This is a genomic window from Streptomyces sp. NPDC028314, from assembly GCF_055565795.1.
The window spans coordinates 130797-155054 of record NZ_JBVHTP010000010.1 but is presented as its reverse complement, the minus strand read 5'-3'; the positions used below and the strand labels follow the sequence as shown (position 1 = coordinate 155054).

Genomic DNA, 24258 nt, shown 5'->3' with positions numbered 1-24258 from the left:
GGCCCACGGTCACGGGCGGCGCCGGGCGCTAGGCCTGGGACACCGACACCGCCCCTCCCCCACGCCGGCGCGCCACGAAGCCCCACGCGGCATCGACCACCAGGAACACCAGCAGGCTGATCCCGAGCATCGGCACGAACCACCCCACCACGGCCGTGACCGCGCCCAACGGCAGCAGTGTCGTGACGGGCAGCTTCCGCCAGGCCCCGCGCGGCTGCGCACGGCCGACCGAGAGCCCGCGCTCCTTGGTGGGCCGGCGCATCCACCACATCCGGTAGCCCCAGACGACGAGGAACATCACCGCGACGGCGAGCGCGGCCAGCGCGAGCTGGTTGGCGAGCCCGAAGGTCAGGCCCATGTGCAGGTCGATGCCGAAGCGGGTCAGCTGGGCGAGCAAGGGGTAGTCCGCGAAACGCAGTTCGTCCAGGACCTTGCCGTCGGCCGGGTCCACGGCCACGGAGTCCAGGTGCACGGGAAGCTGCTTGTCCGCCTCCTTGACGACGTAGCCCTTCCCCGCGGCGGGCAGGGTCACCCGCAGGTACTCGGTGACCCCGGCGGCCCGGGCGGCGGCCACGGCCGCGTCGATGCCGACGTCGGCGGTCGGCGCGGGCGGGGGCATCTCCATGCCCTCGGTCATGACATGCCCGGCGTGCTCGTCTCCCCCGCCACCGGCGGCGGCGCCGCTCAGCTTGGCGGAGACCGACGGGGTGGCCCCGCCCAGACCGTCCTGGAGCTGCCCGATGTTCTCGCCGGCGTACTTCGACCAGGTCAGGCCGGTTGCGGACAGGACGACGAGTCCGGCGACGGCCCAGAGGCCGACGGTCCCGTGCCAGGACAGGGTCCGGCGACGGCCGGTCGCGGACCGGTCGGGAAGGATGAGCTGCGCCTTGCGGGTGCGGCGGCGGCCGATCCACAGGGCGAGTCCGCCCAGGGCGACCACCCACAGCCAGCTCGCGGCGAGCTCGCTGTAGTTCCGGCCGAACTCCCCCAGCTGGAGGCTGGAGTGGAACTCGCTCAGCCAGGCCCGCAGCGGCAGCGCGTCGCCGGCGGTGGTGAGCTGCCCGCGCACGTCGGCCGTGTACGGGTCGACGAAGACGGTCAGGGTCTCGCCCTCCGCGAGCCCCTTGCTCTCCATGATCACGCGGGTGGTCGCGTCCGCCTCGGGCGCCGGCCACACGGCCGTGACCTTGCCCTGGGGGGCGGCCTCCCGAGCGGCCTGGACCTGGGCGCTGAGCGGCAGGGCGCTCTCGCCGACGTGGGCGACGGTCAGCTCGTCGGCGTAGAGGATCTTCTCGGCCTGCCACGAACCGGCGTACAGCAGTCCGGTGGTGGCGGCGACGAACAGCAGCGGGGCTATGAGCAGCCCGGCGTAGAAATGCATCCGCAGGAGCAGCGGCCGCAGCGCGGCCCAGCCTCCGGCGGTGCGCTTGGGTACCTCGGCGTCCCGGGTCGGGACGTCCTGGATCTCGTCAAGGGACATGTCGGTCCTAGGTGTTGGCGAAGACATGGGTGATCGGCCCCAGGTCTCGCCCCCTCACCGAGGAGGGTGGTGCGCCGGTCAGGCGCAGGCAGGACGGCCGGGGGCCGTGGCTCGGGCGGTCCGCCGCAGCGGCGGACCGCGACGCACCACGGCATGGGCGTGCACCGCCCCGCGCAGGCCGCGCGGTCGTTCGTACGGAGGGCAGTACGCGGGCGGGGCCGGTACGAGGGCCACCCGCGTCCGGACCAGCGCGAGAGCGCGGGAGAGCGGCCGGGCCGCGAGGAGGGCGGCGGCCCCGAGAGCTCCGGCGAGCCGGAAGACGGCGGCCTCGCCCCAGGCCAGCCAGGCGGCGCAGAACAGCCCGGCGAGCACGTGGGCGGCGATCATCCCGAGTCCGCCGTGCCCGTGTCCGGCCATCCCGGCGAGGTCGGCGAGGTCGGCGAGGTCGGAACCCCCTCCGGCACCCACGGCTCCCCCGCCCATGGACCCCATCTCCATGCCCGCGACGTGCTGGTGCGCGGGCATCGGCTCGACCCCGTGCCCGCCGGCCGGCATGCCCCCGCCGACCGGCACCGGCGCGAGCCCCGGCATCGGCATCGGCATCGGCATCGGCATCGGCATCGGCACGAGCCCCGGCATGGCCGCCCCATGGCCCCCCTGGCTCCCCTGGCTCCCGGAGAAGGCGAGGTGCAGCATTCCCTGCGCGGCGAGCAGTCCGGCGGTGATGCCCAGCGGGCCCCGGCGGCGCCCGGCGGCGAGCCATGCGAGCCCGCCGATCACCCCAAAGGCACCCAGAAGGCCGATAAAAGGGATGTCCATGCCAGACATGTACGAATGCCCCATCGCACCCAAGGCGACACACACCGCCGCGAACATCGCGGCCCGCGTGGCGCGCATCGGCGCGCGGGTTTCAGACATGTCCTGGTCATGCTCCCATGGGCCCGGTGGAGGCCGGAACGGGGCCGTGTCCGATCATGGTCCGGTGAATCCACTGCCCTGGTCATGGTCATCACCTCCCGGCGCCCTCAGCGCCCTCTACACCGGCGGGGTCCAGCTCGGCGCCCACGCACTGGAACGGCTGGATCCGGCCGACCGGGAGCGGGTGCTGCGCGGCTGCTCGACGAACGTCGACAACCTCGACGCGGGCCACTGGGGGACGCTGCTCAGCAGCGCCTTCGTCGTCGAGGAACCGATGCCCCTGCCCTACGCGCTGCTGCTGGTGGCGGTGCTCGGCTACGCGGAGTACGCGTACGGGGCCTGGTGGACGGCCGCGGCGTTCCTGTTCGGGCACCTCAGCGCGACGCTGCTCGTCTACGGAGTGCTGCGGCGCACGGCGGGCACCGAGACGCGGCGGGCCCTGGACGTGGGCGCGAGCTACGGGCTGAACGCCGTACTCGGCGTCCTGACCTCGGCGCTGCCGCGCGGTGCGGTGCGCGGGGTCGCCCGGGCGGGGCTGCTGGCGCTCGCCGCGCGGCCGGTACTGAAGCGCGGACGGACGTTCACGGACGCCGGGCATCTGGTGGCGCTGGGCGTCGGGGTCGGGATCTCGCTGGCCGTCGATTGTCTTTCGCGAGCGAATCATCAGAAAATCACTCTCGGACGAGCGATATGACACGAGTAAGCAACCCGATCCGCACCCCGCTGGAGCCGCCACGATGACCGCCATCCCCTCCACCACCGTCCCGAACCTGCGGGATCTCGGCGGCACCCCGCTCTCCGGCGGCCGCAGCGTCCGGCCGGGCCTCGTCCTGCGCTCCGGCCAGCTCGACCGGCTCGACCTCGACGCCGACCCGGTGGTGGCCGCGCTGGGAATCCGTACGGTCGTCGACTTCCGCAGCGACGTCGAACGCGGCGACCACCCCGACCGGGTGCCGGCGGGGGCCCGCCTGCTGGTCAGCGACGTGCTGGCGGACAAGGTGAACTCCGACCGGGGCAGGATGCCCGCCGCCACGCAGCTCAAGGACCTGCTGCGCGACCCGGCGGTGGCCGAGGAGCACCTGGGCGGCGGCAAGGCGCAGGCGATCTTCGGCGACGTCTACCGGTCCTTCGTGAACTCGGGCTCCGCGCACGCCGCGTACCGGCTGCTGCTCACCGAGGCCGCCGACCCGGAGTCGGGCCCGCTGCTCTTCCACTGCACGGCCGGCAAGGACCGTACGGGGTGGGGTGCGACCGTCATCCTGTCGCTGCTCGGCGCCGGGGAGGCGACCCTGATGGAGGAGTACCTGTCCGTCAATCCGGCCGTCAAGCAGGCGTTCGCCCCGTTGATCGAGGGCTTCACGGCGGTCGGCGGGGACCCGGACATCGCGCTGGCCCTGGTCGGGGTGTTCCCCTCGTACCTGGAGACCGCGCTCCAGGAGGTCGAGGCGCGCTACGGCTCGATGGAGAAGTACGTGCGCGAGGCCCTCGCAGTCTCCGACGAGACGGTCGAGGCGCTGCGCGCCCGCCTCATCGCCTGAACCCGCCCCGGTCCGGGCCGGCCTCGCCCCGCGTGCGCCGACCGCCCCCGGCCACGCTCAGCCCCACCCCGCCCCGCCCCGCCCCCGAATCGCCCGAACGTGTGAGCTGAAGGCGGGTGACCATCCGACGATTCGCTCGTTCTGCTGAACGTGACTGCGCCGGATACCGCCACCCGCCCCCTGCCTCCCGTGACGCCCGACGTCGAACTGGCCGAGGCCGCCATCGTCGAGCACTACCCGCGGCTGGTGCGGCTCGCCTATCTGGTGCTGCCGCCCGCCCTCGGCCGCAACCGGCGGGTGATCACCGCCCATTCCCTGACCCAGCGGGCGCTGCCTCGCGGGCGCCGGGGCACGGAGGCCGCCGTCCGGGGCGGGGTTCCGGCGCAGCGGGGCGAGGTGGGCGGTCCGGAGTCCGGGTATGCCTACGTCCGGCTGCGCGTACTGCGCTCCGCGCTGGAGGCGGGGGTCCCGCTGACCTTCCGGGCGCTTCCGCTGCGCGGGCAGCTGCCGCCGCTGCTGCCCCAGGTGTGGGGGCTGCGGCTGTTCCCGCGCTCGGGCGGGGCGGAGGAGCTGGCGCTGGACCAGTGGCTGGCCACCCTGAACGGGCCCGGCCGCGCGGCCTGTGTGCTGCGGGCGCTGGAGGGGCTGTCGGAGCCCGAGGTGCTGGAGGTGCTGACCGAGGCCGGGGTCGCCCATCCCACCGCGGCGGTCGCGGAGTCCGGGGACCCGGCGCACGACGGCCTCTTCACCTCCCCCGAGTTCGACCCGTGCGTGCTCCAGGCCCGGCCCACCGACCTGCTGCGCCGCCGGCGCTTCGTGCGGGGCGGGCTGGCCGCCGCGGCCGCCCTCGCGGTGTGCGGGGCGCTGCTCGCGCTGCCGGGCGGGGGCTGGGGCTCGGACGGGCCCGCCGCCCCGCCGTACGCGAGGAACGCGGCGGCGGAGCAGGCCCTGGACCCCGGTCAGCTGGTGCGGGTCGCGCCCACCGTCTGGCGTACGTCCTCCCGTACGGACTACTCCGGATGGCCCGCGCGCGGCGACCGCGCCGACGACACGGAGCTGCTGCGCCGGGCGCTCGCCGTCTGGGCCCGGCCCGGTTCCTCGGTGGTCGTCTCGGCCACGCCCGGAACCCCGACCGGGCCGCCGATGGGCCCGCCGCAGCTGCTGTACGCGGGCGCCGTCGACCAGGCCGTCGTGGTCCTCCTGTACGACGGCCTGCGCGTGATCCGGTACGCGGAGCCCCGCTCCGGGACCGCCGGCGCGGCACTCGACTTCGCCCGGACCGACGGGGCCTCGGCGGACACCGCGACCGGGCTGGTCCTCAGCCGGGTCGACGGCAACGTCCGCTACCTCACGGCGCCCTGGGTCCTCGGTGCCTCGCTGCGGGACCTGCTCAAGCCGGGCGACTCCCCGGCGGCGCTGAAGCTGACCCCGGACGGGGTCACTCCGCCGGTCGTGGGCCCGGCCCCCGGGGGCAAGTGCAGCAGCTGGAACGCGCTGGCCCTGACGGGCGACGGCGCCACCCGGCTGGTGACCGACCTGGGCGAGCTCACCCCGGCCCGGCTGACCTCGGGCGCCCCGGGCGCGGAGCGTGACGTGACGGAGGCGGCGGAGCTCGGCGAGTGGTCGAGGACCGCTTGCCTGCTGCCCTCGGTCCGCTCGCACGGGGTGCGCAGCGTCAACGCCTGGACGTACGCGAAGCAGCCGCTGCCCGAGGGCGACGGAACGGCGACCTGGCTGTGCTCCCGCGCCGAGACCTGGCGGGGCACGGCGGACCGGGTGCAGGCCCAGTTCCTGGCCCCGGGAGCGCCGCTGGCGGCCCAGGCGGCCAAGGCCGAGGGCTCGCCGGCCTGCGGGCCGCGGGAGCCGCGGGTGCTGGCGGGCGTGCTGTGGAAGTCCCGCGCGGGGCAGTGGTACGTACTGGCCGCGGGCAGCGCGCAGTTCGCCTCGCTGTCGGTTTCGGGCGGCGGGGTGAGCGGGGCCGCGACCGGGAATCGACTGGCCGTCAAGGCGCGGGAGGGCGCCCAGGTGGACCTGTCGGGCAAGCTGACGGACGGCTCGAAGGCGGGGGTGCTGCGCTAGGCCGTCTCTTCCGGGGCGACCGGGCCCGGCTTCCCGCCCGGGACCGGGCCGTCTTCCACGGCGCGCCCGGTCCCGGGCAGGAAGTCGGCGCAGAGGGGTTTTCCTCCCCGCTACCCCTCAGTACATTGACGCCATGTCTAATACGCCGCTCGCGCCGGCCCCCGTGGCGTCGGAACACATAGACCTCCAGGCGCGGAACGTGTCCTTCTCCTGGGACGCGACCCCGCTCCACTGGCTGCCCGGCGACCCCTTCGCCGGCCACACCATCAACGTGCTGCACCTGCTGCTGCCCGCCGGGGAGCGCTGGTTCGTACACGTCTACAAGCAGGTGCTCCCGTACATCACGGACGAGCGGCTGCGGGCGGACGTGGTCGGCTTCATCGGCCAGGAGGCCATGCACGCCGCCGCGCACGACGACGTGCTCCCCCACCTCAAGCGGCTGGGGCTGGACCCCACCCCGTACACGGCGCAGGTCGACTGGCTCTTCGAGAAGCTGCTGGGCGACCGGACGCTGCCGCCGGGCAAGGCGCGCAAGTGGTGGCTCATGGAGCGGGTCGCGATGATCGCGGCGATCGAGCACTACACGGCCTTCCTCGGCGACTGGGTGCTGAACGCGGACGAGCTGGACCGGCGCGGCGCCGACCCGATGATGCTGGACCTGCTGCGCTGGCACGGGGCGGAGGAGGTCGAGCACCGCTCGGTGGCCTTCGACCTCTTCATGCACGTGGACGGCAGCTACCGCCGCCGGGCCAGGACCTGGGCCACCGGCTTCGCGGCCCTGGCGTTCCTGTGGCAGCGCGGCACCCGCTTCTTCATGGAGAACGACCCCGAGCTGCCCGCCGCCAAGGCCTCGCTGGGCCAGTTCTTCCGGGCGGGGCAGCAGGGCGTACTGCCCTCTGCGGGGGCGATGCTGAAGTCGATCCCGACGTACCTCTCCCGTACGTACCACCCCTCGCAGGAAGGGTCGACCGCCCAGGCGGAGGCCTACCTGGCGTCCTCGCCGGGCGCCAACGGCGGCTTCGGGGCGCGGGCATGAGGCGCACCCTGACGGTGACGGCGGTGGCCGGGGCGGCGCTGCTGACCCGCCGCGCCCTGCGCAGGCGGATCGCCCGCTCGCCCCTGTGGCCCCTGCCGGCCCTGGACACCCCGGTATCGGGGTACTCCCCGCGCCGGCTGCTGCGGGCCCTGATCGTGGAGCGCGCCGAACCGGCCGAAGGCGTGCTGGAGCTGACCCTGGAATCGCCGGAGCTGCCCGCCTGGGCCCCGGGCGCGCACGTGGACGTGGTGCTGCCGTCGGGGCTGGTCCGCCAGTACTCGCTGTGCGGCGACCCCGCCGAAGAGGGCCGCTACACGATCGCGATCCGGCTGGTCGAGGACGGCCGGGGCGGCTCCCGCGAGGCGCACGACCGGCTGGTGGCGGGCGCGGAACTCGAACTGCGCCCGCCGCGCAACCGGTTCCCCCTCCAGCCCTCGTCCTCGTACGTCTTCGTGGCCGGCGGGATCGGCATCACACCGATCCTGCCGATGCTGCGGGCGGCCACGGCCGCCGGGGCCGGGTGGACCCTGCTGTACGGGGGGCGCAGCCGGGCGTCGATGCCGTACCTGGCCGAACTCGCCGCGTACGGGGACCGGGTCACGGTCCTCGCCGAGGACGAGACGGGCCTGCCGGACCTCGGCCCCCTCGCCGCCGCCCGCCCGGGCACCCTGGTCTACTGCTGCGGCCCGGAGCCCCTGATGGCGGCGGTCACCGAGGCCGCGCCCCCTGGCGTGCCGGTACACCTGGAGCGCTTCGCCCCGGCCGCCTCGACGGACGCCGCGCACCCCTTCACGGTGGAACTGCGCCGCTCGGGCCGCACGGTGGAGGTCGCGGCGGACGAGTCCACCCTGACGGCGGTCCGGCGGGAGCTCCCGAACACCCCGTACTCCTGCGAGCAGGGCTTCTGCGGCACCTGCCAACACCGGGTCCTGGCGGGCGGGATCGACCACCGCGACGAGCTCCTCACGGACGGCGAACGCGAGGACAGCATGCTCCTGTGCGTGTCCCGCGCCTCCTCGGACCGCCTGGTCCTGGACCTGTAGCGAGGGAGGACGGCCTACCGGGCCGCCCCGTCCCGCAGTTGCCCCGGGTGCGGAGGGCCGGGATCCGGTCCGGCTCCGCGCGCGGCGGCCGGACCGGGAGGCGCTCTGGTCAGGGGGGCCGGGCGGCGAAGTAGGGTGTCCGCATGACAACCGGGGTGCGACGCAGGATGGGTGTCGAAGAGCGGCGGCAGCAGCTGATCGGGGTGGCCCTGGAGCTGTTCAGCCACCGGTCGCCCGACGATGTGTCGATCGACGAGATCGCGGCGGCCGCCGGGATATCCCGGCCGCTCGTATACCACTACTTTCCGGGCAAACTCAGCCTGTACGAGGCCGCGTTGCGGCGGGCCGCCGATGAGCTCGCGCAGCGGTTCGTCGAGCCTCAGGAAGGGCCGCTCGGGTCGCGGCTGCTGCGCGTCATGGGCCGGTTCTTCGCGTTCGTCGACGACCACGGGCCCGGCTTCTCGGCGCTGATGCGGGGCGGGCCGGCGGCCGGGAGCAGCCGGGCCAACGCGATGATCGACGAGGTGCGGCAGGCCGCGTACGAGGAGATCCTCAAGCACCTGCGGGTCGAGAAGCCGCCCGCGCGGCTGGAGCTCGTGGTGCGGTCGTGGGTGTCGCTGGCCGAGTCCACGGCGCTGATCTGGCTCGACGGCCGGAAGATCCCCCGCAGCGAGCTGGAGCTGCAGCTGGTGCACGACTTCGCCGCGCTGGCCGCGGTGAGCGCCGCGTACGACGAGGAGATGGCGGGGATCCTCGTACGGATCCTGGCCGACGAGCCGGCCGAGGGGCCGTTCGGGGTGCTGGTGGGACGGCTCGCCGCGATCGTGCCGACGACGGTGCCGCGCCCCCGCTGAACACGGCGCGGGGGGACGCCGCGTGATAATGCCCGCGTGATCATTGACGACGGGATGTTGTTCCGGCCGGCCGTGGAGAAGGACGCCGGCACGCTGGTGAAGCTGTACGACCAGGCCGCCCGGTGGATGCGGGCGAACGGGATCGACCAGTGGAAGCCGGGCGAGAAGGACACCGCGCACTTCCGGGCCAAGATGCGCGAGGGCGAGGTGTGGCTCGCCGAGGACGCCGACGGGCGGGTAGTGGGCGCGTACGAGCTGTGGTGGTCGGACGAGGAGGCCTGGGGGATACAGCCGCCTGTCGCCGGCTACGTGCACCGGCTGATGGTGGAGCGCGGGGCCGCGCCCGCCGGGGCCGGCCGGCGCATCCTCGAACACGCCGAGTACCGGATCGCCAGGACCGGGCGGGAGAGAGCCCGGCTGGACTGCGTCTCCTCCAACGCCCGCCTGCTCGCCTACTACCAGGGCGCGGGCTACCGGGTGGTGGGCGAGTTCCCGTCGAAGCAGGCCCAGGACGGCCGGGTGTACGGGGTGATCCTCCTCGAGCGGCGCCTCGACGTCTGACGCGGCCCTGACCACGGCCGCGGCGCACTGGGCCGTGAACGCGCGCGAGCACCCGGCGCGCGCCGGGGCGGGTCCCCTCTCGGCCGTGGCCCCCGCGGCCGGTTGCCCCTCGCTCCGGCCCGCCGGTACAGATGGGCGCGACCAGTCGGTACCAGGAGGGGAAAACCGTGAAGAATTCCATGAGCAGGGCCGCGGGCGCCGTCTTAGGCATGGCGCTGGCGGGTGTGCTGGGTGCCACGGGGGTGGCGCAGGCCCAGGAGCAGCCGTCGGCGCCGGCTCCGGCGAGCGGCAGGGCGGTCGCGGGCGGCGGCGTCGTACAGGCGCCCGCCGCGGTGATCGCGCAGGTGGAGGCGGCGGCGGCCAGGCAGCGTTCGCTGGCCCCGGCCGCCCGCGTGGTCTGTTACTCCGCGCACGTGCAGGACATCGGGTGGCAGGCCGCGGTGTGCAACGGCCAGGTGGCCGGGACGACCGGGCAGGGCCGCCGGATGGAGGCCGTGGTGATCGCCACGCGCGGGGTCGGCGGGGTCTGCGCCAACGCGCACCTCGCCGACGTCGGCTGGCAGGGCTGGGCCTGCGCCGGGGAGGGCGCGGCCGTGACGGTGGGCACCACCGGGCAGTCGCGCCGGATGGAGGCCCTGGGGGTGCAGGTCGGCTCCGGCGGGGTGAGTGCGCAGGCCCACGTCGCGGACCACGGCTGGCTGAACTCGGCGGCCGGGAATCCGGTGTACGTCGGGACGACCGGCCAGTCGCGGCGGATGGAAGCCGTGCGGATCTGGGTCTGAGGCCTGGGGCCGCGGCCCTGTTGACGGCATGAAGCGGCGGTGCCGGACCATGGCCGGCACCGCCGCCTCAGGAGCCCTCGCCGGTCAGGAGCGCTTGAAGACGGCGACCGTACGGGCCGGGACGGTGAACTGCCCCGTCTTCGTGTCGTACGCCGACCCCTTCACCGCCGGGTCGGAGCCGGCGGCCTGGACCGGGTGCAGCGCGTAGGGCCGGCCCGCGAGGTCCGCGACGCGCTGGGACTGGGCGCCGGGGGTGGCGTTGAAGACGACCACCAGATCGCCCGCGGTCATGGTGATCACGCCCGGGGTCTCGGCCGTCCCGGAGAGCGGGAAGCCGATGCCGGACTGGACGGCCTCCGCCGTGGTGAGGGCGAAGGCCGGTTCCGTCGTACGGATCCTCAGCAGGTCGCGGTAGGCCGCCGAGGCGCCGGCGGTCTCGGTGCAGCCGGGGGCCGGGCCGGTCAGCAGGGGCTTCGCGTAAGGCCACTTCGGGCGGTTGTCGGCGGCCGGCGGGAGGCCGCGGCCGAAGCCGTTGCCGTCCCGGCAGTCCCAGTGGATGGCGTTGAACCAGTCGCCGCTGTCGAAGGAGTTGCGGTCCAGCGACTTCGAGCGCAGCAGGTCGGTGCCGGCCTGGGACAGGGCCGGGCCCTGGGAGAGGGCCGCGGTGGCCATCGCCAGGACCTGCATCCGGGCCTTGTCCGCCTCCGGGGTGCCCTGCGGGAGCTTGAAGGTCAGGGCGTCGTACAGGGACTCGTTGTCGTGGGCGTCGGCGTAGGCCAGGGCGTCGCCCGGGGCCGCCGCATAGCCGGCCGGGGCGCCGTTGTAGTCCAGCTCGGAGCCCTTGATGCGGCGGCCGGTGGTGTCGGTGAAGGCGTACGGGGCGAGGTTGCCGGTCAGCCCGACCTTGATCAGGTCCTGGGAGTGCAGGAGCCGGGCGCGCTGCTGCTCCGGAGTGCCGTTCGCGGGCGAGGAGTTCGGGGCGGTGAAGAGCCCGGACGCGAAGCCCTGGACGCGCGGGTCCTCGTCGAAGGGGCCGCCGCCGCGGACCGCGTCGCGCGAGCGGTCGGAGAAGGTGGCGATGCCGGTGCCTGCCATGTTCTTCTGGGTGGCCTGGACGAAGCGGGCGTCGTCCGCGACCTCGCCGAAGTTCCAGCCCTCCCCGTAGAGGACGATCTTCTTGCCGTCGACCCCGTCCTTGGCCACGGTCAGCTGGTCGAGGGCCGCCCGCACCGCCAGGATGTTGGCCTTCGGGTGGTGGCCCATCAGGTCGAAGCGGAAGCCGTCGACCTTGTACTCCTTCGCCCAGGTGACGATCGAGTCCACGACCAGCCGGCCCATCATCGCGTTCTCGGGAGCGGTGTTGGAGCAGCAGGTGGACGTGGCGACGCTGCCGTCGGCCAGCAGGCGCTGGTAGTAGCCCGGCACGATCCGGTCGAGGACCGACTTGTCGGACTGGCCGGACGCCACGGTGTGGTTGTAGACCACGTCCATGACCGTGCGCAGTCCGGCGCCGTTCAGCGACTGGACCATCCTGCGGAACTCGACGCTCCGGGCCGTGCCGTCGGCATCGCTCGCATAGCTGCCCTCCGGCACCGTGTAGTGCAGCGGGTCGTAGCCCCAGTTGTACGCGTCCTTCGCGGCCGCGGCGGCCACGCAGGCCTGCTGCTCCTCGCTGTCGGGGGCGTACGCCTTCAGGTCGCAGGCCGGCTCGGTGCGGTCGGCGGGCTTCTCCGGGACGGTGCCGAAGTCGAAGGCCGGCAGGAGGTGGACGTACGAGGTTCCGGCGGCGGCCAGCTCGCGCAGGTGCCGCATGCCGGCCGAGCCGGTGTCGGTGAAGGCCAGGTACTGGCCGGGGTGGGCGCTGGTGCGGTCCGCGACGGAGAAGTCGCGGATGTGGAGCTCCTGGATCTGCGCCGAGGTGAAGGGCACGGGCGCGGGCTTCTTCAGATCGCGCCAGCCGGGCGGGGCGAGCTTGGGGTCGGCCAGGTCCACGGCCAGGCTGTGGGAGGAATCGGCGGTCAGGGCGGTGGAGTACGGGTCGGTGACCAGGTTGCGGACCACCTGGCGGGTGCTCGGGGCCCAGACGGTGACGGCGTAGCGGTACGGCTTCCCGGTCCAGCCCCGCTCGCCGCGTACCGACCAGACGCCGGTGGCGTCGTCGCGGCGCATGGCGACGGTGCGGCCGTCGAGTTCGAGGGAGACCTGCTGGGCGGTCGGCGCCCAGACGGAGAGGGTGGGGCGGCCGTCCTGGAAGACCGGGCCGAGCCGGGCGTTCGTCGCGTACAGGTCGTCGAGGACCCCGGCGAGCTGGACCCCGGTGGCCGCCAGGGCGGCGCCGTTCGCGGCGCGGGCGCTCGCGACGAGCTGGCCGCGCAGGGCCTCGCGGACCCGGTCGCGGTCGCGCGGGTCGACGGTGTAGGCGGCGTACGAGGCCAGGTGCGGGAACTTCTGCCGCTGGGCGTCGGTCAGCTGGGTCCGGCCCAGGCGCAGCCACTGGGCGCCGCCCTCCTTCAGCGCGCCGTTCTCCACGGTGATCCGGCCCTCGCGGGAGGCGAGGAGCTGGACGGAGGCGGCGGCCCCGGGGGCGTTCCAGGCGACGGTGTCGCGGTCGATCCAGACGGCCTCCGCCTTGGTGAGGTCCAGGGCCGCGGCCGAGCCGGCGGGCTGCGGGAGGAGGTACTTCTCCTTTCCGCCCAGCATCCAGACCTCGTGGCCGGAGGCCTTGAGGTCCAGGGCCTGGTCGGTCGGGAGGTCCTTCTCGTCGCCCTTGTGCAGGATGTAGCTCAGGCTCTGGGCGCCGGCGGCGAGCGGGACCTCGTACACCGCGCCGTAGGAGTCGGTGCGGGCGGGCGGCAGCGGCTTGGACCAGTCGGTCGGGTTCGCGGCGCCGGTCCAGACGTGCAGCCCCCAGCCGTCGTAGGCGCCGTCGGGGCGCTGGTAGTGCAGGACGGCCTTGGCGGTGTCCTGGGGCGGGTAGGCGGGCCGGTCGGTACGGGCGGGCTCCTTGCCCTGCTCCAGCCAGATCTCGCCGGTCTTCGTCACGTCGAGGGTGCGGTCGGCGGCGACGTCCTTGTTGCCGTCCTTGTCGATGACGAGGTAGCTGACCGAGGAGGCGCCGGGCTTGAGGCGTACGTAGGCGAACGCCCCGTACGCGTCGCGGCCGGTGAAGGCGTGGCCGGCGGGCCAGGGCGTGGCCTCCCCGTCGGCCAGGTCGCCCCAGGCGTAGAGCCGCCAGTCGGTGTAGTCGCCGTCGGGGCGGTTGTAGTGGACCACCGCGTACTCGCGCTGGGTGGCGGTGGGGACCTCGACGGGCGGGGCCTGGCCGGCGGCGGATGCGGCGAGGGCGCTCGCGGTGCGCCCGGCGGAGTCGATGACCACGGCCTTGTAGCGCAGGGGGGTGCCGGGTGCGGCGGTGACGTGCTGGGTGACCTTGTACGGGGCGTGGTCGGCGGAACCGAGGACCTGCCACTTGTCGGAGCCGGTCTGGGCGGCGAAGACGACCCGGTTCAGGCCGCCGCCGCTGACCTCGGCGGACAGTTCGACGGTACCGGCGGCGCCGGCGGCCGGGGCCTTCAGCGTCAGGGCCGGCTTGGCGGCGGGCGCGGCGAGCGGGGCGGTGCCCTGCAGCACCACCGCGGCGAGGGCCGGGACGGTGACGGTGAGCTTGCCGGCCGCCGAGGAGCGGACGAGGGCGCTGCCGCTGCCGAGGCTGCCGCTGCCGCCGTAGAGGGTGCGGTACTGGGCGCCGGCCGGGGCGTCGATCTCCACGGTGCGGGCCTCGGAGCCGTTGTTCGCGGCGACCAGGTACTCGGTGCGCGCACGGGGATCCGTACGGGCGAAGGCGTAGACGCCGCCGTCCGAGAGCCGCTCGCTCTGGATCCCGTCGCGCAGGGCCGGGTGGGCCTTGGTCAGCTTCGAGAGAGCACTGATCTGCCGGTAGAGCGGGTGTTCCGGATCGTAGGCGTCGCTCGCGTGGGTGCGCACCGTGCCGAGCTGGTCGTCGTCCAGGTAGTCGGCGGTCCGCGAGGCGAACAGCGGCTGGCGGGCGTCCTTGTCGCCGCCCGCGCCCGTGAAGCCCTGCTCGTCACCGGAGTAGATCACCGGGTTCCCCCGGGAGAGGAACATCAGCTCGTTCGCGAGCCGGTACCGGTCCAGCAGCTCCTGCTCCCCCGCGGCCGGCCGGTCCTGCTTCAGGAAGGTCCCGAAGCGCCCCATGTCGTGGTTGCCGAGGAAGGTCACCTGCTCGTAGGCGTTCGCCTTGTCGGTGGTGTAGCGGTAGTCGTCCCCGAGGACGGCGGCCAGCCGCCCGGCCGCCGCGCCCTGGGAGGCGTACGCGCGGATCGCGTCCTGGAGCGGGAAGTCGAGGGTGGCGTCGAGGCGGCCGCGCGTCACGTACGGGGAGGTGACGGCCGTGTCGGCGGAGTAGACCTCGCCGAACATGAAGAAGTCCTTGCGGCCGTGCTGCGCCGCGTACTTGTCGAGGGCGGTGGCCCACTGGGTCCAGAAGGCTGTGTTGACGTGCTTGACCGTGTCGATGCGGAAGCCGTCGATGTCGAAGTCCTTGACCCACTTCTCGTAGATCTTCTCCATCCCGTCGACCACCTCGGGACGCTCGGTCCACAGGTCGTCGAGGCCGGAGAAGTCCCCCTGCTCCGAGGACTCGCCGGCGAAGGTGGAGTCGCCCCGGTTGTGGTACATCGACGGGTCGTTGAGCCAGGCCGGGGCCTTGAGGTTCTTCTTCGCCTCGGGGACGAAGGGGTTGCGGGGGAAGGAGCCGGGACCGGTCGTCGGGAACTTCCGCTTGCCGGCCGCGCCTTCGGCGTGGTCGGCGTAGTCGGCGTCGTCGAAGGGGACCCCGTCCTTGGTCAGGTACGGGAAGGCGCCCTTGGAGAGGTACCCGTAGGAGGCCTCCCGGTAGTCGACGACGTCGGCGGTGTGGTTGGTGATGACGTCGAAGAAGACCTTCATCCCCTTCTTGTGCGCCTTGTCGATCAGCCGCTCCAGATCGGCGTTGGTGCCGAAGTGCGGGTCGACCTGGGTGAAGTCGGTGATCCAGTACCCGTGGTAGCCGGCCGACACGTCGGCGCCCTTGCCCTGCACCGGCTGGTTCTTGAAGATCGGCGCCATCCAGATGGCCGTGGTGCCGAGCCCCTTGATGTAGTCGAGCCGGTCGGTCAGCCCCTTGAGGTCGCCCCCCTGGTAGAACCCCTTGTCCGTCGGGTCCAGGCCGGTCTCCAGCCGGGTGCCGGTCAGGCCGCCCCGGTCGTTGCGCGGATCACCGTTCGCGAACCGGTCCGGGAGCACGAAGTAGAACTGCTCCCGGGTCAGGTCGTGGCGGGCCGGCTCGGCCGCCAGTTTGGCGTCCGAGGGCGGGGCCGGCGGCCGGGTGGCGGCCGCGGCCGGCAGGGCGGGCAGGAGCGTCACGGCCAGGGCGGCGGCGAGCACTCCTGCGGCGGGGCGTATCAAGGCGGGTCTCCTTGTGTACGGGGGTACGCGTGGATGAGGGCCGCCCGGCGGTGGCGGGGTCGGGTGGTACACCGGGCGGCCCTGGTCTGCGGGGCGGGGTCAGTTGCGCCAGGTGTCGTTCAGCGCGACCTTGCCGCTCGCCGGGACGGTCGCGACGCGGTCGGCTCCGCTCTCCCAGGTGACGGTCCCGGCCGCGTTCTTGCGGACGTACTTGTACGAGAACGTCGTGCCCGGCGGCAGCTGGACGTCCAGCTTCCAGACGGGGTACGACGCCGGGTCGAGCTTCGGGGCGCTGCCGGTGTTCCAGCCGCCGAGCTCGGCGCGGTCACCCGTCACGTGGATGTTCTCCCCGGGGACGGTGGTGGCGTTGACGGCGAAGGACGCGCCGGAGGCGGGGGTGGTGGGCGGGCTGGTGGGCGGGGTGGTGGTGCCGCCGCACGTACGGGCGTTCACGTGCAGGGCGACGGCGGTGCCGGCCGCGAGGGTGGCCGTGAACCGGCCGCCGGAGTCGACGGCGACCGTGCGGCCGCTCTGGACGTCGCAGTAGCCGCCCGACGGGAGGGAGGTCTGGAAGGTGCGGGTCAGCGCCGAGCCCTCGTGGTTGAGGGCCACGTACGCCTTGGAGCCCCGCCCGAAGGCGATCTGGTCACCCCCGTTGTCCCACCAGTCGGTGACCGCCTGGCCGCGCGCGGCGTTGCGGAAGGCGACCATGGAGGAGATCTCCCGCCAGGCGTGCTGGCACTTCCAGCCGTCCGCGTAACAGGCGCTCACCGCTCCCCCGCTGGGCGGACCGGCGTCCTTGTCGCTCCACTCGTACCCCGAGTGCACGTCCGGGGAGCCGTACGGCCAGGCCAGCATGAAGACGCCGGCGAGGGTGTAGGCGGAGCCGTCCTTGTAGTTGAGGGTGTCGCCGCCGCGCTCGGTGTCGTGGTTGTCGACGAAGACGGCCGACCGGTCCGAGGGCATGTAGCCCCAGGCCTCGCCGAAGTTCTTGAGGTGGGCGAGGTTCTCGCTCTGGAAGACCCGCTTGAGATCGCGGGCGTAGCGGAACTCCTGCACGTCGCCGTTGCCGAGGTACTCGGAGGGCGCGACGGCCTCGCCCGCGCCGTATATCGCCTCCTGCTTCCAGTACACGCCGGGGTTGCTCAGCCGCGACTTGATGTTGGCGAGGTCGGCGGCGGGCATGTGCTTGGCGGCGTCGATCCGGAAACCGTCGACGCCGAGGGAGAGCAGGTCGTTGAGGTACCCCGCGATCCGGCCGCGCACGTAGTCCTCGCCGGTGTCGAGGTCCGCGAGCTGGACGAGCTCGCACTTCTGGACGTCGGCGCGGTTCGTGTAGTTGGAGATCGACGTCCGGCAGTCGTCCATGTCGGGGCCGGAGTAGAGGCCGGGGTAGTTGTACTTCGTGTACGAAGAGCCGCCGGTTCCGGTGCCGTCGGCGGCGGCCATGTGGTTGATGACGGAGTCCGCGACGACCTTCACACCGGCGGCGTGACAGGTGTCGACCATGGCCTTGAAGGCGGCCCGGTCACCGAGCCGCCCGGCGATCTTGTAGCTGACGGGCTGGTACGAGGTCCACCACTGGGAGCCCTGGATGTGCTCCTGCGGAGGCGAGACCTGCACGTACCCGTACCCGGCGGGCCCGAGGGCATCGGTGCAGGCCCGCGCCACGGAGTCGAACCGCCACTCGAAGAGCACGGCGGTGACGTCCTTCTCCCCGGGGGCCGCGGCGGAGGCGTGGGGAGCCTGCGCGGTCAGCGTGGCGGCGGCAAGGGCGGTGGCGGAGAGGAGGGTTGTGGTGATGCGGGTGGGCCGGATGGTGCGGGTGGTGCGGGTGGCTCTCGTGGGGGTTCTTGCAGCGCTGACGGCTCTGGCAGGCATGCGGGGGGCCTCCTGGCGGAAGAGGTGGGGATGCCAGCGACCGTAGGGGGCGGGGTGAACAGCTGCAAGACTTTGCGCAAGAGATTGCAGAATTGTTTCCGGGACGAGGCGGGGCGGGTCGCTCCAGCCGGGGGCGGACAGCCGGGCGGCGGCGGGGGGTGAGCGGGTCACCCCAACCGGGGGCGGACAGCCGGCGGCGGCAGGGAGTGAGCGGGTCACCCCAAACGGCAGCGGACAACCGACGGCGGCAGGGGTGTTGCCGGGATCCAAGTCCGCGGTGTCGGAGAGGTCCTGGGGGCGTCCCGTCAGTCCACTGTCCTTCCGGTTCGGTCCGGTCCCTCAAGGGCGCTCGCTGCGCTCGCGTCGCTTCGCGATGGCCTTCGGCCACCCTTGACCGACCGGCCCGCCCCGGAATGCCAAAAGACTGCCGGGAAGCCCCCAGAGGAATGGCCGGGAGGTTCATGTCCGGTCCCAGCTCCCTCAGCGATAGACGGGCAGATTCCCCGTTCCCCGCAGCCAGCTGGCGGCACCTTCGCAGCCCCGGCCCCATCACGGCCCACGCCTCAGATCGCTACGCGCTTCTCCCGGCTCAGCGTCCGCGCCCCGTCTTGGGCTGGACATAGGCCGCCTCAGATCGCTACGCGCTTCTCATCTCTCAGCGTCTACGGCCTGTCTGTGCTTGGACATAAGCCGCCCCCGGCCTGTGGGTGCTTCTCCTCATCTGGCGTCGATCAGCCCGTCGTGGGCTGGACATAAGCCGCGAGAGACGGGCAGGCGCTCGTCTTGGTCCAGCGTCTGCGGCCCGTCTGTCCTTGGACATAAGCCGCCCCCGGCCTGTGCGTGCTTGTCATCATCTGGCGTCGATCAGCTCGCCATGGGCTGGACATAAGCCGCAAGAAAGGGGCAGGGGCTCGTCTTGGTTCAGCGTCTGCGGGTCGTGTGTGTCTGGACGTCATCGACGACAGGCCGGCAGATGGCTCTGGGCATTAGCGGCCCTCAAGCTGCCTTGGGTAGGGCCTTTGGGCGGCCGTGAGGGTCGGATATTGCTCTTTGCCTGCGTCTTGCGGCCGTTTCCGGCCGGGGAGGGCGGCGGATGGGGATTGGCGGGCGGTCTGTCGGAGTCTGCGGGTGATGGATTCATCATTTGGCTCCTCTTACGCCCGCAGACGCCCAAATCGCTAACCGACAAGCGCTCCTGGGCGGTCTGCGTGCATCGAATGCCGCACAGCTCGCCACCAGATCACCTCAAAGCCCCAGACGTCATCGCCCACACCCCAAACAAGCCGCAGACGCCCTCCTCGGCAAGCGCACAGCGATCGATGGCGGCCTATGCGCAGCTCACAACGATCCGATCGACGCTAGATGAGGAGAAGAACGGACAGGCCGGGGGCGGCTTATGTCCAGGCACAGACAGGCCGCAGACGCTGAGAGATGAGAAGCGCGTAGCGATCTGAGGCGGCCTATGTCCAGCCCAAGACGGGGCGCGGACGCTAAGCGGAGAGGAGCGCGTAGCGATCTGCTGCGCGGGGGTACCGCCCCGGCCGGAATGGAACCCGGGGCATGTCCGGGGAGACGGGGGGCTGCCCGCCCATCTCTGATGTGGCCGTTTCTGGAATGTGTACCTCCCGGCCATTCCTCTGGGGGCTTCCCGGCAGTCTTATGGCATTCCGGGGCGGGCCGGTCGGTCAAGGGTGGCCGAAGGCCATCGCGAAGCGACGCGAGCGCAGCGAGCGCCCTTGACGGACCGGACCGAACCGGAAGGACAGTGGACTGACGGGACGCCCCCAGGACCTCTCCGACACCGGGTACTCGGACCCCGGCGACCCGCCCGCCGCCGCCCGGCTTTCCGGCCCCGGTGGGGAAAACCCACCCAGCGACGCCGCCGTCCGACTGACCGTCTCCGCCGAGCCTCGCGCCCCCACCCCGCAGCCACCGCCCCGCCCACAGGGCGGCGGGTGGGCAGGCGCCGCCCGGGCCCGACGGCACGAGGGGCCCAGAGGCGCCGCCCCCTCAGCCCCCCGGGACCTGTCCCGTCGAGCCGCGGACGACCAGTTCCGGCTGGAAGACGTACTCCGTGCGCTGGACCGGGGTGCCCGAGACCGCTTCCAGGAGGGCGCCGACCGCGGCCGTGGCCATCGCGCGGACCGGCTGGCGGATCGTCGTCAGCGGGGGGTCCGTGAAGGCGATCAGCGGGGAGTCGTCGAAGCCGACCACCGATACGTCCTCCGGCACCCGCAGCCCCCGCTCGCGGACGGCTCGGATGACTCCGAGTGCCATGGGGTCGCTGCCGCACACGATCCCCGTGCACCCCCGGTCCAGCAGGGCGCCGCCCGCCGCGTGGCCGCCCTCCACCGTGAACAGGGTGCGCTGGATGAGCCCCTCGGCCTCCGCCCCCGGCACGGCGGCCGTGAACCCCGCCTCCTTGCGGGCGGACGGTACGTACCGTGTCGGGCCGATCGCCAGGCCGATGCGCCGGTGGCCCAGGTCCTCCAGGTGGCGGACGGCCATGTCCGCCGCCGCCCGGTCGTCCGGGGAGATGAAGGGGGCGTTGACCTGCTCGTTGAAGCCGTTGATCAGCACGAAGGGGACACCGCGCGCCGCGAGGCGCTGGTAGCGCGAGGGGTCGGCGGAGGAGTCCGCGTGCAGGCCGGACAGGAAGACGATGCCGGTGACCCCGCGCTCCTCCAGTTGCTCGACCAGCTCGTCCTCGGTGGCCCCGCCGGGTGTCTGCGTGCACAGCACCGGCGTGTACCCGTGCCCGGCCAGGGCCTGCTCTATGACCTGGGCGAACGCCGGGAAGATGGGGTTGGTGAGCTCCGGGATCAGGAGCCCGACCAGCCCGTTGCTGCGGCGGCGCAGCCGGACCGGCCGTTCGTAGCCGAGCAGGTCGAGGGCGGCCAGCACCTTGTGCCGGGTGCCGGCCGCCACTCCCGACTTGCCGTTGAGCACGCGGCTGACGGTCGCCTCGCTGACCTCGGCCTGCGCGGCGATGTCCGTCAGCCGTAGCGGGGAGGTCACCCCTGCCGCCACACCGCGGTGTCGGCCGGTACGAGGTCCGGGTCGCCGAGCGGGGTGCTGGTGAGCAGGACGGTTCCGGTGACGGGTGCCGGTACGGCCTGCCCGGTGGTGTTGACCGTGCAGGTGAACTCGCCGCGGCGGAAGGCCAGGACGCCTTCGGGCGCCTCCAGCCACTGCACGGCGTCGCCCGCGCCCAGCTCCGCCCGCTCCCGGCGGATGCGCAGCGCGGCCCGGTACAGCTCCAGTGTGGAGTCGGGGTCACCGGTCTGGGCCTCGACGCTCAGTGCGGCCCATTCGGCGGGCTGCGGCAGCCAGCTGCCGCCTTCGCCGAAGCCGTAGGGGGCGGCGGAGCCCGACCACGGGATCGGTACGCGGCAGCCGTCGCGCAGCCCGTCCTGGCCGTTCTCCTTGAAGAAGGACGGGTCCTGGCGGACGGCGTCGGGGAGGTCGGTGACCTCCGGGAGGCCGAGTTCCTCGCCCTGGTAGACGTACGCCGATCCGGGCAGCGCCAGCATCAGCAGCGCGGCGGCCCGCGCCCGGGCCAGGCCCTGCGCGCCGCCCCCGTACCGGGTGACGTGCCGTACGACGTCGTGGTTGGACAGCACCCAGGTGGTCGGCGCACCCACGGGGCGCATCGCGTCGAGGGAGTCGTCGATGGCGGAGCGCAGTGCGGCGGCGTCCCAGCCGGTGTTCAGGTAGTGGAAGTTGAAGGCCTGGTGGAGCTCGTCGGGGCGCAGGTAGAGGGCCGTGCGGTCGGCGCTCGGGGTCCAGGCCTCGGCGACGCCGATGCGGTCGCCGGCGTACTCGTCGAGGACGGTGCGCCAGGAGCGGTAGATCTCGTGGACCCCGTCCTGGTCGAAGAAGGGGAGCACCTGGTTGCCGAGGAGCTTGAGCTGTTCGTCGCGGCCGAGGTCGGGCAGGCCGGGGGCCTTGACGAGGCCGTGTGCGACGTCGATGCGGAAGCCGTCGGCGCCGAGGTCGAGCCAGAAGCGCAGGATGGAGCGGAACTCGTCCTGGACCGCGGGGTGTTCCCAGTTGAAGTCGGGCTGTTCGGGGGCGAAGAGGTGCAGGTACCACTCGCCGTCCTCGACCCGGGTCCAGGCGGGACCGCCGAAGATCGACTCCCAGTCGTTGGGCGGGAGCTCACCGCAGGCGCCCTGGCCCGGGCGGAAGTGGAAGCGCTCGCGCAGCGGGGTGCCGGGGCCTTCGCGGAGCGCCTGCTTGAACCATTCGTGCTGGTCGGAGCAGTGGTTGGGGACGAGGTCGACGATGATGCGCAGGCCCAGGGCGTGGGCTTCGCGGATCACGGCGTCGGCGTCGTGCAGGGTGCCGAACATCGGGTCGATGGCCCGGTAGTCGGCGACGTCGTAGCCGGCGTCGGCCTGGGGGGAGGCGTAGAAGGGGCTGAGCCAGACGGCGTCGACGCCCAGCTCCTTGAGGTAGGGGAGCCTGCTCCGGATGCCTTCGAGGTCCCCCATGCCGTCCCCGTTGGAGTCGGCGAAGCTGCGCGGATAGACCTGGTAGATCACCGCTTCTCTCCACCAGCCGGGCTGGGTACCGGTCGTGGCGGGGAGGGCGTCGGCGAGGTGCTGGGTCATGTCGTCCTTGGAGAGATCGGGCCGGTGATGCGGGAGCAGGCAGGGGTGGTCAGCCCTTGGTCGCGCCTGCCGTCATCCCGGCGACGAGGTGACGCTGGGCGAAGAGGAAGAAGATGGCCGCGGGGATGGCGATGAGGACCGAGGCGGCGGTCATCGCACCCCAGTTGGAGGTGTACTGCGTGACGAAGGTCTGGAGTCCGCCGGCCAGGGTGAGGTTCTCGTCGCCGACCATGAAGGCGGAGGCGTAGGCGACTTCGCCCCAGGCGGTGATGAAGGCGTAGAACCCGGTCACGGCGAGGCCGGGCTTGGCCAGGGGCAGGATCAGCCGCCAGAAGGTGCCGAAGGGGTTGAGTCCGTCGACCCGGCCGGATTCGTCGATCTCCACCGGGATGGTGTCGAAGAAGCCCTTCATCATCCAGGCGCAGAACGGTACGGCGATGGTGAGGTACGTGATGATCAGGCCGACGGGCTGGTTGAGCAGCCCGAGCTGTCCCATGAGGTTGTAGAGCGGGACGATGAGGATGGCCATGGGGAACATCTGCGTGATGAGCAGGGTCCACATCAGCGGTTTCATTCCGGGGAACTTGAACCGGCTGACGGCGTATCCGGTGGTGGCCGCGATGAACACGCCGAGGACGGTGGTGACGCCGGCGACGAGGACGGAGTTGCCGAACCAGGAGAAGAAGGAGGTCGACTCCACCAGGTAGCGGTAGTTCTCGAGGGTGGGTTCCTTGACGAAGTCCGTGCTGATGGCGTGCTTCGCCGGCTTGAGCGAGGTCAGCAGGACCCACAGCACGGGGAAGACGGCGATGACGGACGCGACGATCAGGGTGGCGTGCAGGCCGGCGGAGGCGACCGGGGAGCGCTGTCCCCGCTTGCGCCCGGCGGGCCGGGCGGTGCCGGCGGGCGCGGGCGCGGCCGAGGCGGACCCGGTGGGCTCGGTGGGCTTGGCGGCAGTGGTCACGGTCACCACACCTCTCCCTGCTTGCGCAGCGAGCGCCGGTAGACCAGCGCGAAGATCATGAGCAGCAGGAGGATCAGTACGCCCCAGGTGGCGGAGCCCGCGAAGTCGCGCGGGCTGGCCACGAAGGCTTCCCGGAAGGCCTGGGTCACCAGGATCTCGGTGGAGTCTCCGGGTCCGCCGCGCGTCAGCAGGAAGATCACCGGGAACATGTTGAAGGTCCAGATGGTGGAGAGCAGGATCACCGTCATGCTCACCGCGCGCAGTCCGGGCAGGGTGATGTGCCGGAACCGCTGCCAGGGCGTGGCGCCGTCCATCTCGGCGGCCTCGTAGAGCTCGCCGGGGATGGACTGGAGTCCTCCGAGCAGGGCGACCATCATGAAGGGGACGCCGAGCCAGACGTTGACGGTGATGACGGAGACCTTGGCCCAGGTGGGGTCGTCGAGCCACGGGATGGCGGAGATGCCGCCGCCGTCGAGGAGCTTGTTGAGGATGCCGTTGTCGCGGTTGAAGAGGAACCGCCAGGCGAAGACGGAGACGAAGCCGGGGACGGCCCAGGGCAGGATGAGCGCCATCCGGTAGGCGGCGCGGCCCTTGAAGTCCCGGTTGAGCATGTTGGCCAGGGCCAGTCCGAGCGCGAAGGTGATCGACACGCACAGGACGGTCCAGCTGACCGTCCACACCAGCCGCTGCAGGAACACCGGGTCGGCGAGCACGTCCGCGTAGTTGTCGAGGCCGACGAACGTGTAGGTGGCCTCGATGTGGTTGGCGCCGATGGTGCGGCCGACGTTGCGCTCGTTGGCGTCGGTCAGCGACAGGTAGATGCCGCGGACGAGCGGCCAGCCGATGATCACGCCGAGGACGAGCACCACCGGTGCGATCATCGTCCAGGCGTACCAGTGGGTGGCCAGGGCGCGCCTGAAACCGCCGCGATTGCCGCTGTCAGTCCTGCGGCTCCGGCCGCGGGCCGCGACGCCGACGCCCGTGGCATCGTCGTCGCCGCCCGCGGCCTTCGCCACCGACTGGCTGGTGTGAGCAGCCAT

At 72.7% G+C, this 24258-nt stretch carries 16 protein-coding genes; 8 read left to right on the top strand and 8 right to left on the bottom strand.

Going from position 1 to position 24258, the window contains the following annotated elements:
- Positions 1-28 precede the first annotated feature (28 nt).
- Both ACZ4TG_RS23150 and ACZ4TG_RS23145 read right to left on the bottom strand, forming a co-directional pair.
- Positions 29-1480 carry a PepSY-associated TM helix domain-containing protein gene (locus ACZ4TG_RS23150; RefSeq protein ID WP_468165764.1) on the bottom strand — a complete coding sequence of 484 codons (1452 nt, stop codon included), beginning with the start codon at positions 1478-1480 and terminating at the stop codon, positions 29-31.
- Positions 1481-1558: 78 nt separating this feature from the next.
- A complete protein-coding gene (locus tag ACZ4TG_RS23145) occupies positions 1559-2299 on the bottom strand; it encodes a hypothetical protein (protein ID WP_468165761.1) in 741 nt (246 codons plus the stop codon).
- Positions 2300-2462: 163 nt separating this feature from the next.
- Between ACZ4TG_RS23145 and ACZ4TG_RS23140 the strand changes: the two genes are divergently transcribed.
- The 8 genes from ACZ4TG_RS23140 (at position 2463) to ACZ4TG_RS23105 (ending at position 10291) form a co-directional block, all read left to right on the top strand.
- A complete protein-coding gene (locus tag ACZ4TG_RS23140) occupies positions 2463-3092 on the top strand; it encodes a rhomboid-like protein (RefSeq protein WP_468165758.1) in 630 nt (209 codons plus the stop codon).
- 43 nt (positions 3093-3135) lie between these two features.
- On the top strand, positions 3136-3936 hold the full coding sequence (locus ACZ4TG_RS23135) for a tyrosine-protein phosphatase (protein ID WP_468165755.1): 801 nt from the start codon (positions 3136-3138) through the stop codon (positions 3934-3936).
- 150 nt (positions 3937-4086) lie between these two features.
- The gene (locus ACZ4TG_RS23130) at positions 4087-6015 is read left to right on the top strand and encodes a hypothetical protein (RefSeq protein ID WP_468165753.1); all 1929 of its coding nucleotides are present in this window, start codon (positions 4087-4089) and stop codon (positions 6013-6015) included.
- Positions 6016-6148: 133 nt separating this feature from the next.
- Positions 6149-7051, top strand: a complete 903-nt coding sequence (locus tag ACZ4TG_RS23125; RefSeq protein ID WP_468165751.1) for a metal-dependent hydrolase — start codon at positions 6149-6151, stop codon at positions 7049-7051.
- Positions 7048-8094, top strand: a complete 1047-nt coding sequence (locus ACZ4TG_RS23120; RefSeq protein ID WP_468165749.1) for a PDR/VanB family oxidoreductase — start codon at positions 7048-7050, stop codon at positions 8092-8094. Before ACZ4TG_RS23125 ends, ACZ4TG_RS23120 begins: the two co-directional genes overlap by 4 nt.
- A gap of 143 nt (positions 8095-8237) precedes the next feature.
- Positions 8238-8948, top strand: a complete 711-nt coding sequence (locus tag ACZ4TG_RS23115) for a TetR/AcrR family transcriptional regulator (RefSeq protein WP_468165747.1) — start codon at positions 8238-8240, stop codon at positions 8946-8948.
- A 36-nt stretch (positions 8949-8984) separates the two neighbouring features.
- The gene (locus ACZ4TG_RS23110; RefSeq protein WP_468165745.1) at positions 8985-9509 is read left to right on the top strand and encodes a GNAT family N-acetyltransferase; all 525 of its coding nucleotides are present in this window, start codon (positions 8985-8987) and stop codon (positions 9507-9509) included.
- 167 nt (positions 9510-9676) lie between these two features.
- A complete protein-coding gene (locus tag ACZ4TG_RS23105) occupies positions 9677-10291 on the top strand; it encodes a polysaccharide deacetylase (RefSeq protein ID WP_468165743.1) in 615 nt (204 codons plus the stop codon).
- An 84-nt stretch (positions 10292-10375) separates the two neighbouring features.
- On the opposite strand, the gene pulA is transcribed toward ACZ4TG_RS23105, so the two are convergent.
- From pulA to ACZ4TG_RS23075, 6 genes are all read right to left on the bottom strand, one after another.
- Positions 10376-15757 (bottom strand): pullulanase-type alpha-1,6-glucosidase, encoded by a 5382-nt coding sequence (gene pulA / locus ACZ4TG_RS23100; RefSeq protein WP_468165741.1) that lies wholly within the window; start codon positions 15755-15757, stop codon positions 10376-10378.
- A gap of 99 nt (positions 15758-15856) precedes the next feature.
- The gene (locus ACZ4TG_RS23095; protein ID WP_468165739.1) at positions 15857-17638 is read right to left on the bottom strand and encodes a carbohydrate-binding module family 20 domain-containing protein; all 1782 of its coding nucleotides are present in this window, start codon (positions 17636-17638) and stop codon (positions 15857-15859) included.
- A gap of 2010 nt (positions 17639-19648) precedes the next feature.
- Positions 19649-20656, bottom strand: coding sequence for a LacI family DNA-binding transcriptional regulator (locus ACZ4TG_RS23090; protein ID WP_468165737.1), 1008 nt, complete (start codon positions 20654-20656; stop codon positions 19649-19651).
- Entirely contained in the window at positions 20653-22254 is a 1602-nt protein-coding gene (locus ACZ4TG_RS23085) for a glycoside hydrolase family 13 protein (protein WP_468165734.1), read from the bottom strand. Before ACZ4TG_RS23085 ends, ACZ4TG_RS23090 begins: the two co-directional genes overlap by 4 nt.
- A 49-nt stretch (positions 22255-22303) precedes the next feature.
- Positions 22304-23218, bottom strand: coding sequence for a sugar ABC transporter permease (locus ACZ4TG_RS23080; RefSeq protein ID WP_468166165.1), 915 nt, complete (start codon positions 23216-23218; stop codon positions 22304-22306).
- A gap of 2 nt (positions 23219-23220) precedes the next feature.
- Positions 23221-24258, bottom strand: coding sequence for a carbohydrate ABC transporter permease (locus tag ACZ4TG_RS23075; RefSeq protein ID WP_468165732.1), 1038 nt, complete (start codon positions 24256-24258; stop codon positions 23221-23223).

Coding starts and splice junctions, on each gene's coding strand:
- ACZ4TG_RS23115 (WP_468165747.1), top strand. CDS start 8,238: ATGACAACCGGGGTGCGACGCAGGATGGGTGTCGAAGAGCGGCGGCAG.
- ACZ4TG_RS23095 (WP_468165739.1), bottom strand. CDS start 17,638: ATGCCTGCCAGAGCCGTCAGCGCTGCAAGAACCCCCACGAGAGCCACC.
- ACZ4TG_RS23125 (WP_468165751.1), top strand. CDS start 6,149: ATGTCTAATACGCCGCTCGCGCCGGCCCCCGTGGCGTCGGAACACATA.
- ACZ4TG_RS23120 (WP_468165749.1), top strand. CDS start 7,048: ATGAGGCGCACCCTGACGGTGACGGCGGTGGCCGGGGCGGCGCTGCTG.
- ACZ4TG_RS23075 (WP_468165732.1), bottom strand. CDS start 24,258: ATGGCTGCTCACACCAGCCAGTCGGTGGCGAAGGCCGCGGGCGGCGAC.
- ACZ4TG_RS23145 (WP_468165761.1), bottom strand. CDS start 2,299: ATGGACATCCCTTTTATCGGCCTTCTGGGTGCCTTTGGGGTGATCGGC.
- ACZ4TG_RS23135 (WP_468165755.1), top strand. CDS start 3,136: ATGACCGCCATCCCCTCCACCACCGTCCCGAACCTGCGGGATCTCGGC.
- ACZ4TG_RS23085 (WP_468165734.1), bottom strand. CDS start 22,254: ATGACCCAGCACCTCGCCGACGCCCTCCCCGCCACGACCGGTACCCAG.
- ACZ4TG_RS23150 (WP_468165764.1), bottom strand. CDS start 1,480: ATGTCCCTTGACGAGATCCAGGACGTCCCGACCCGGGACGCCGAGGTA.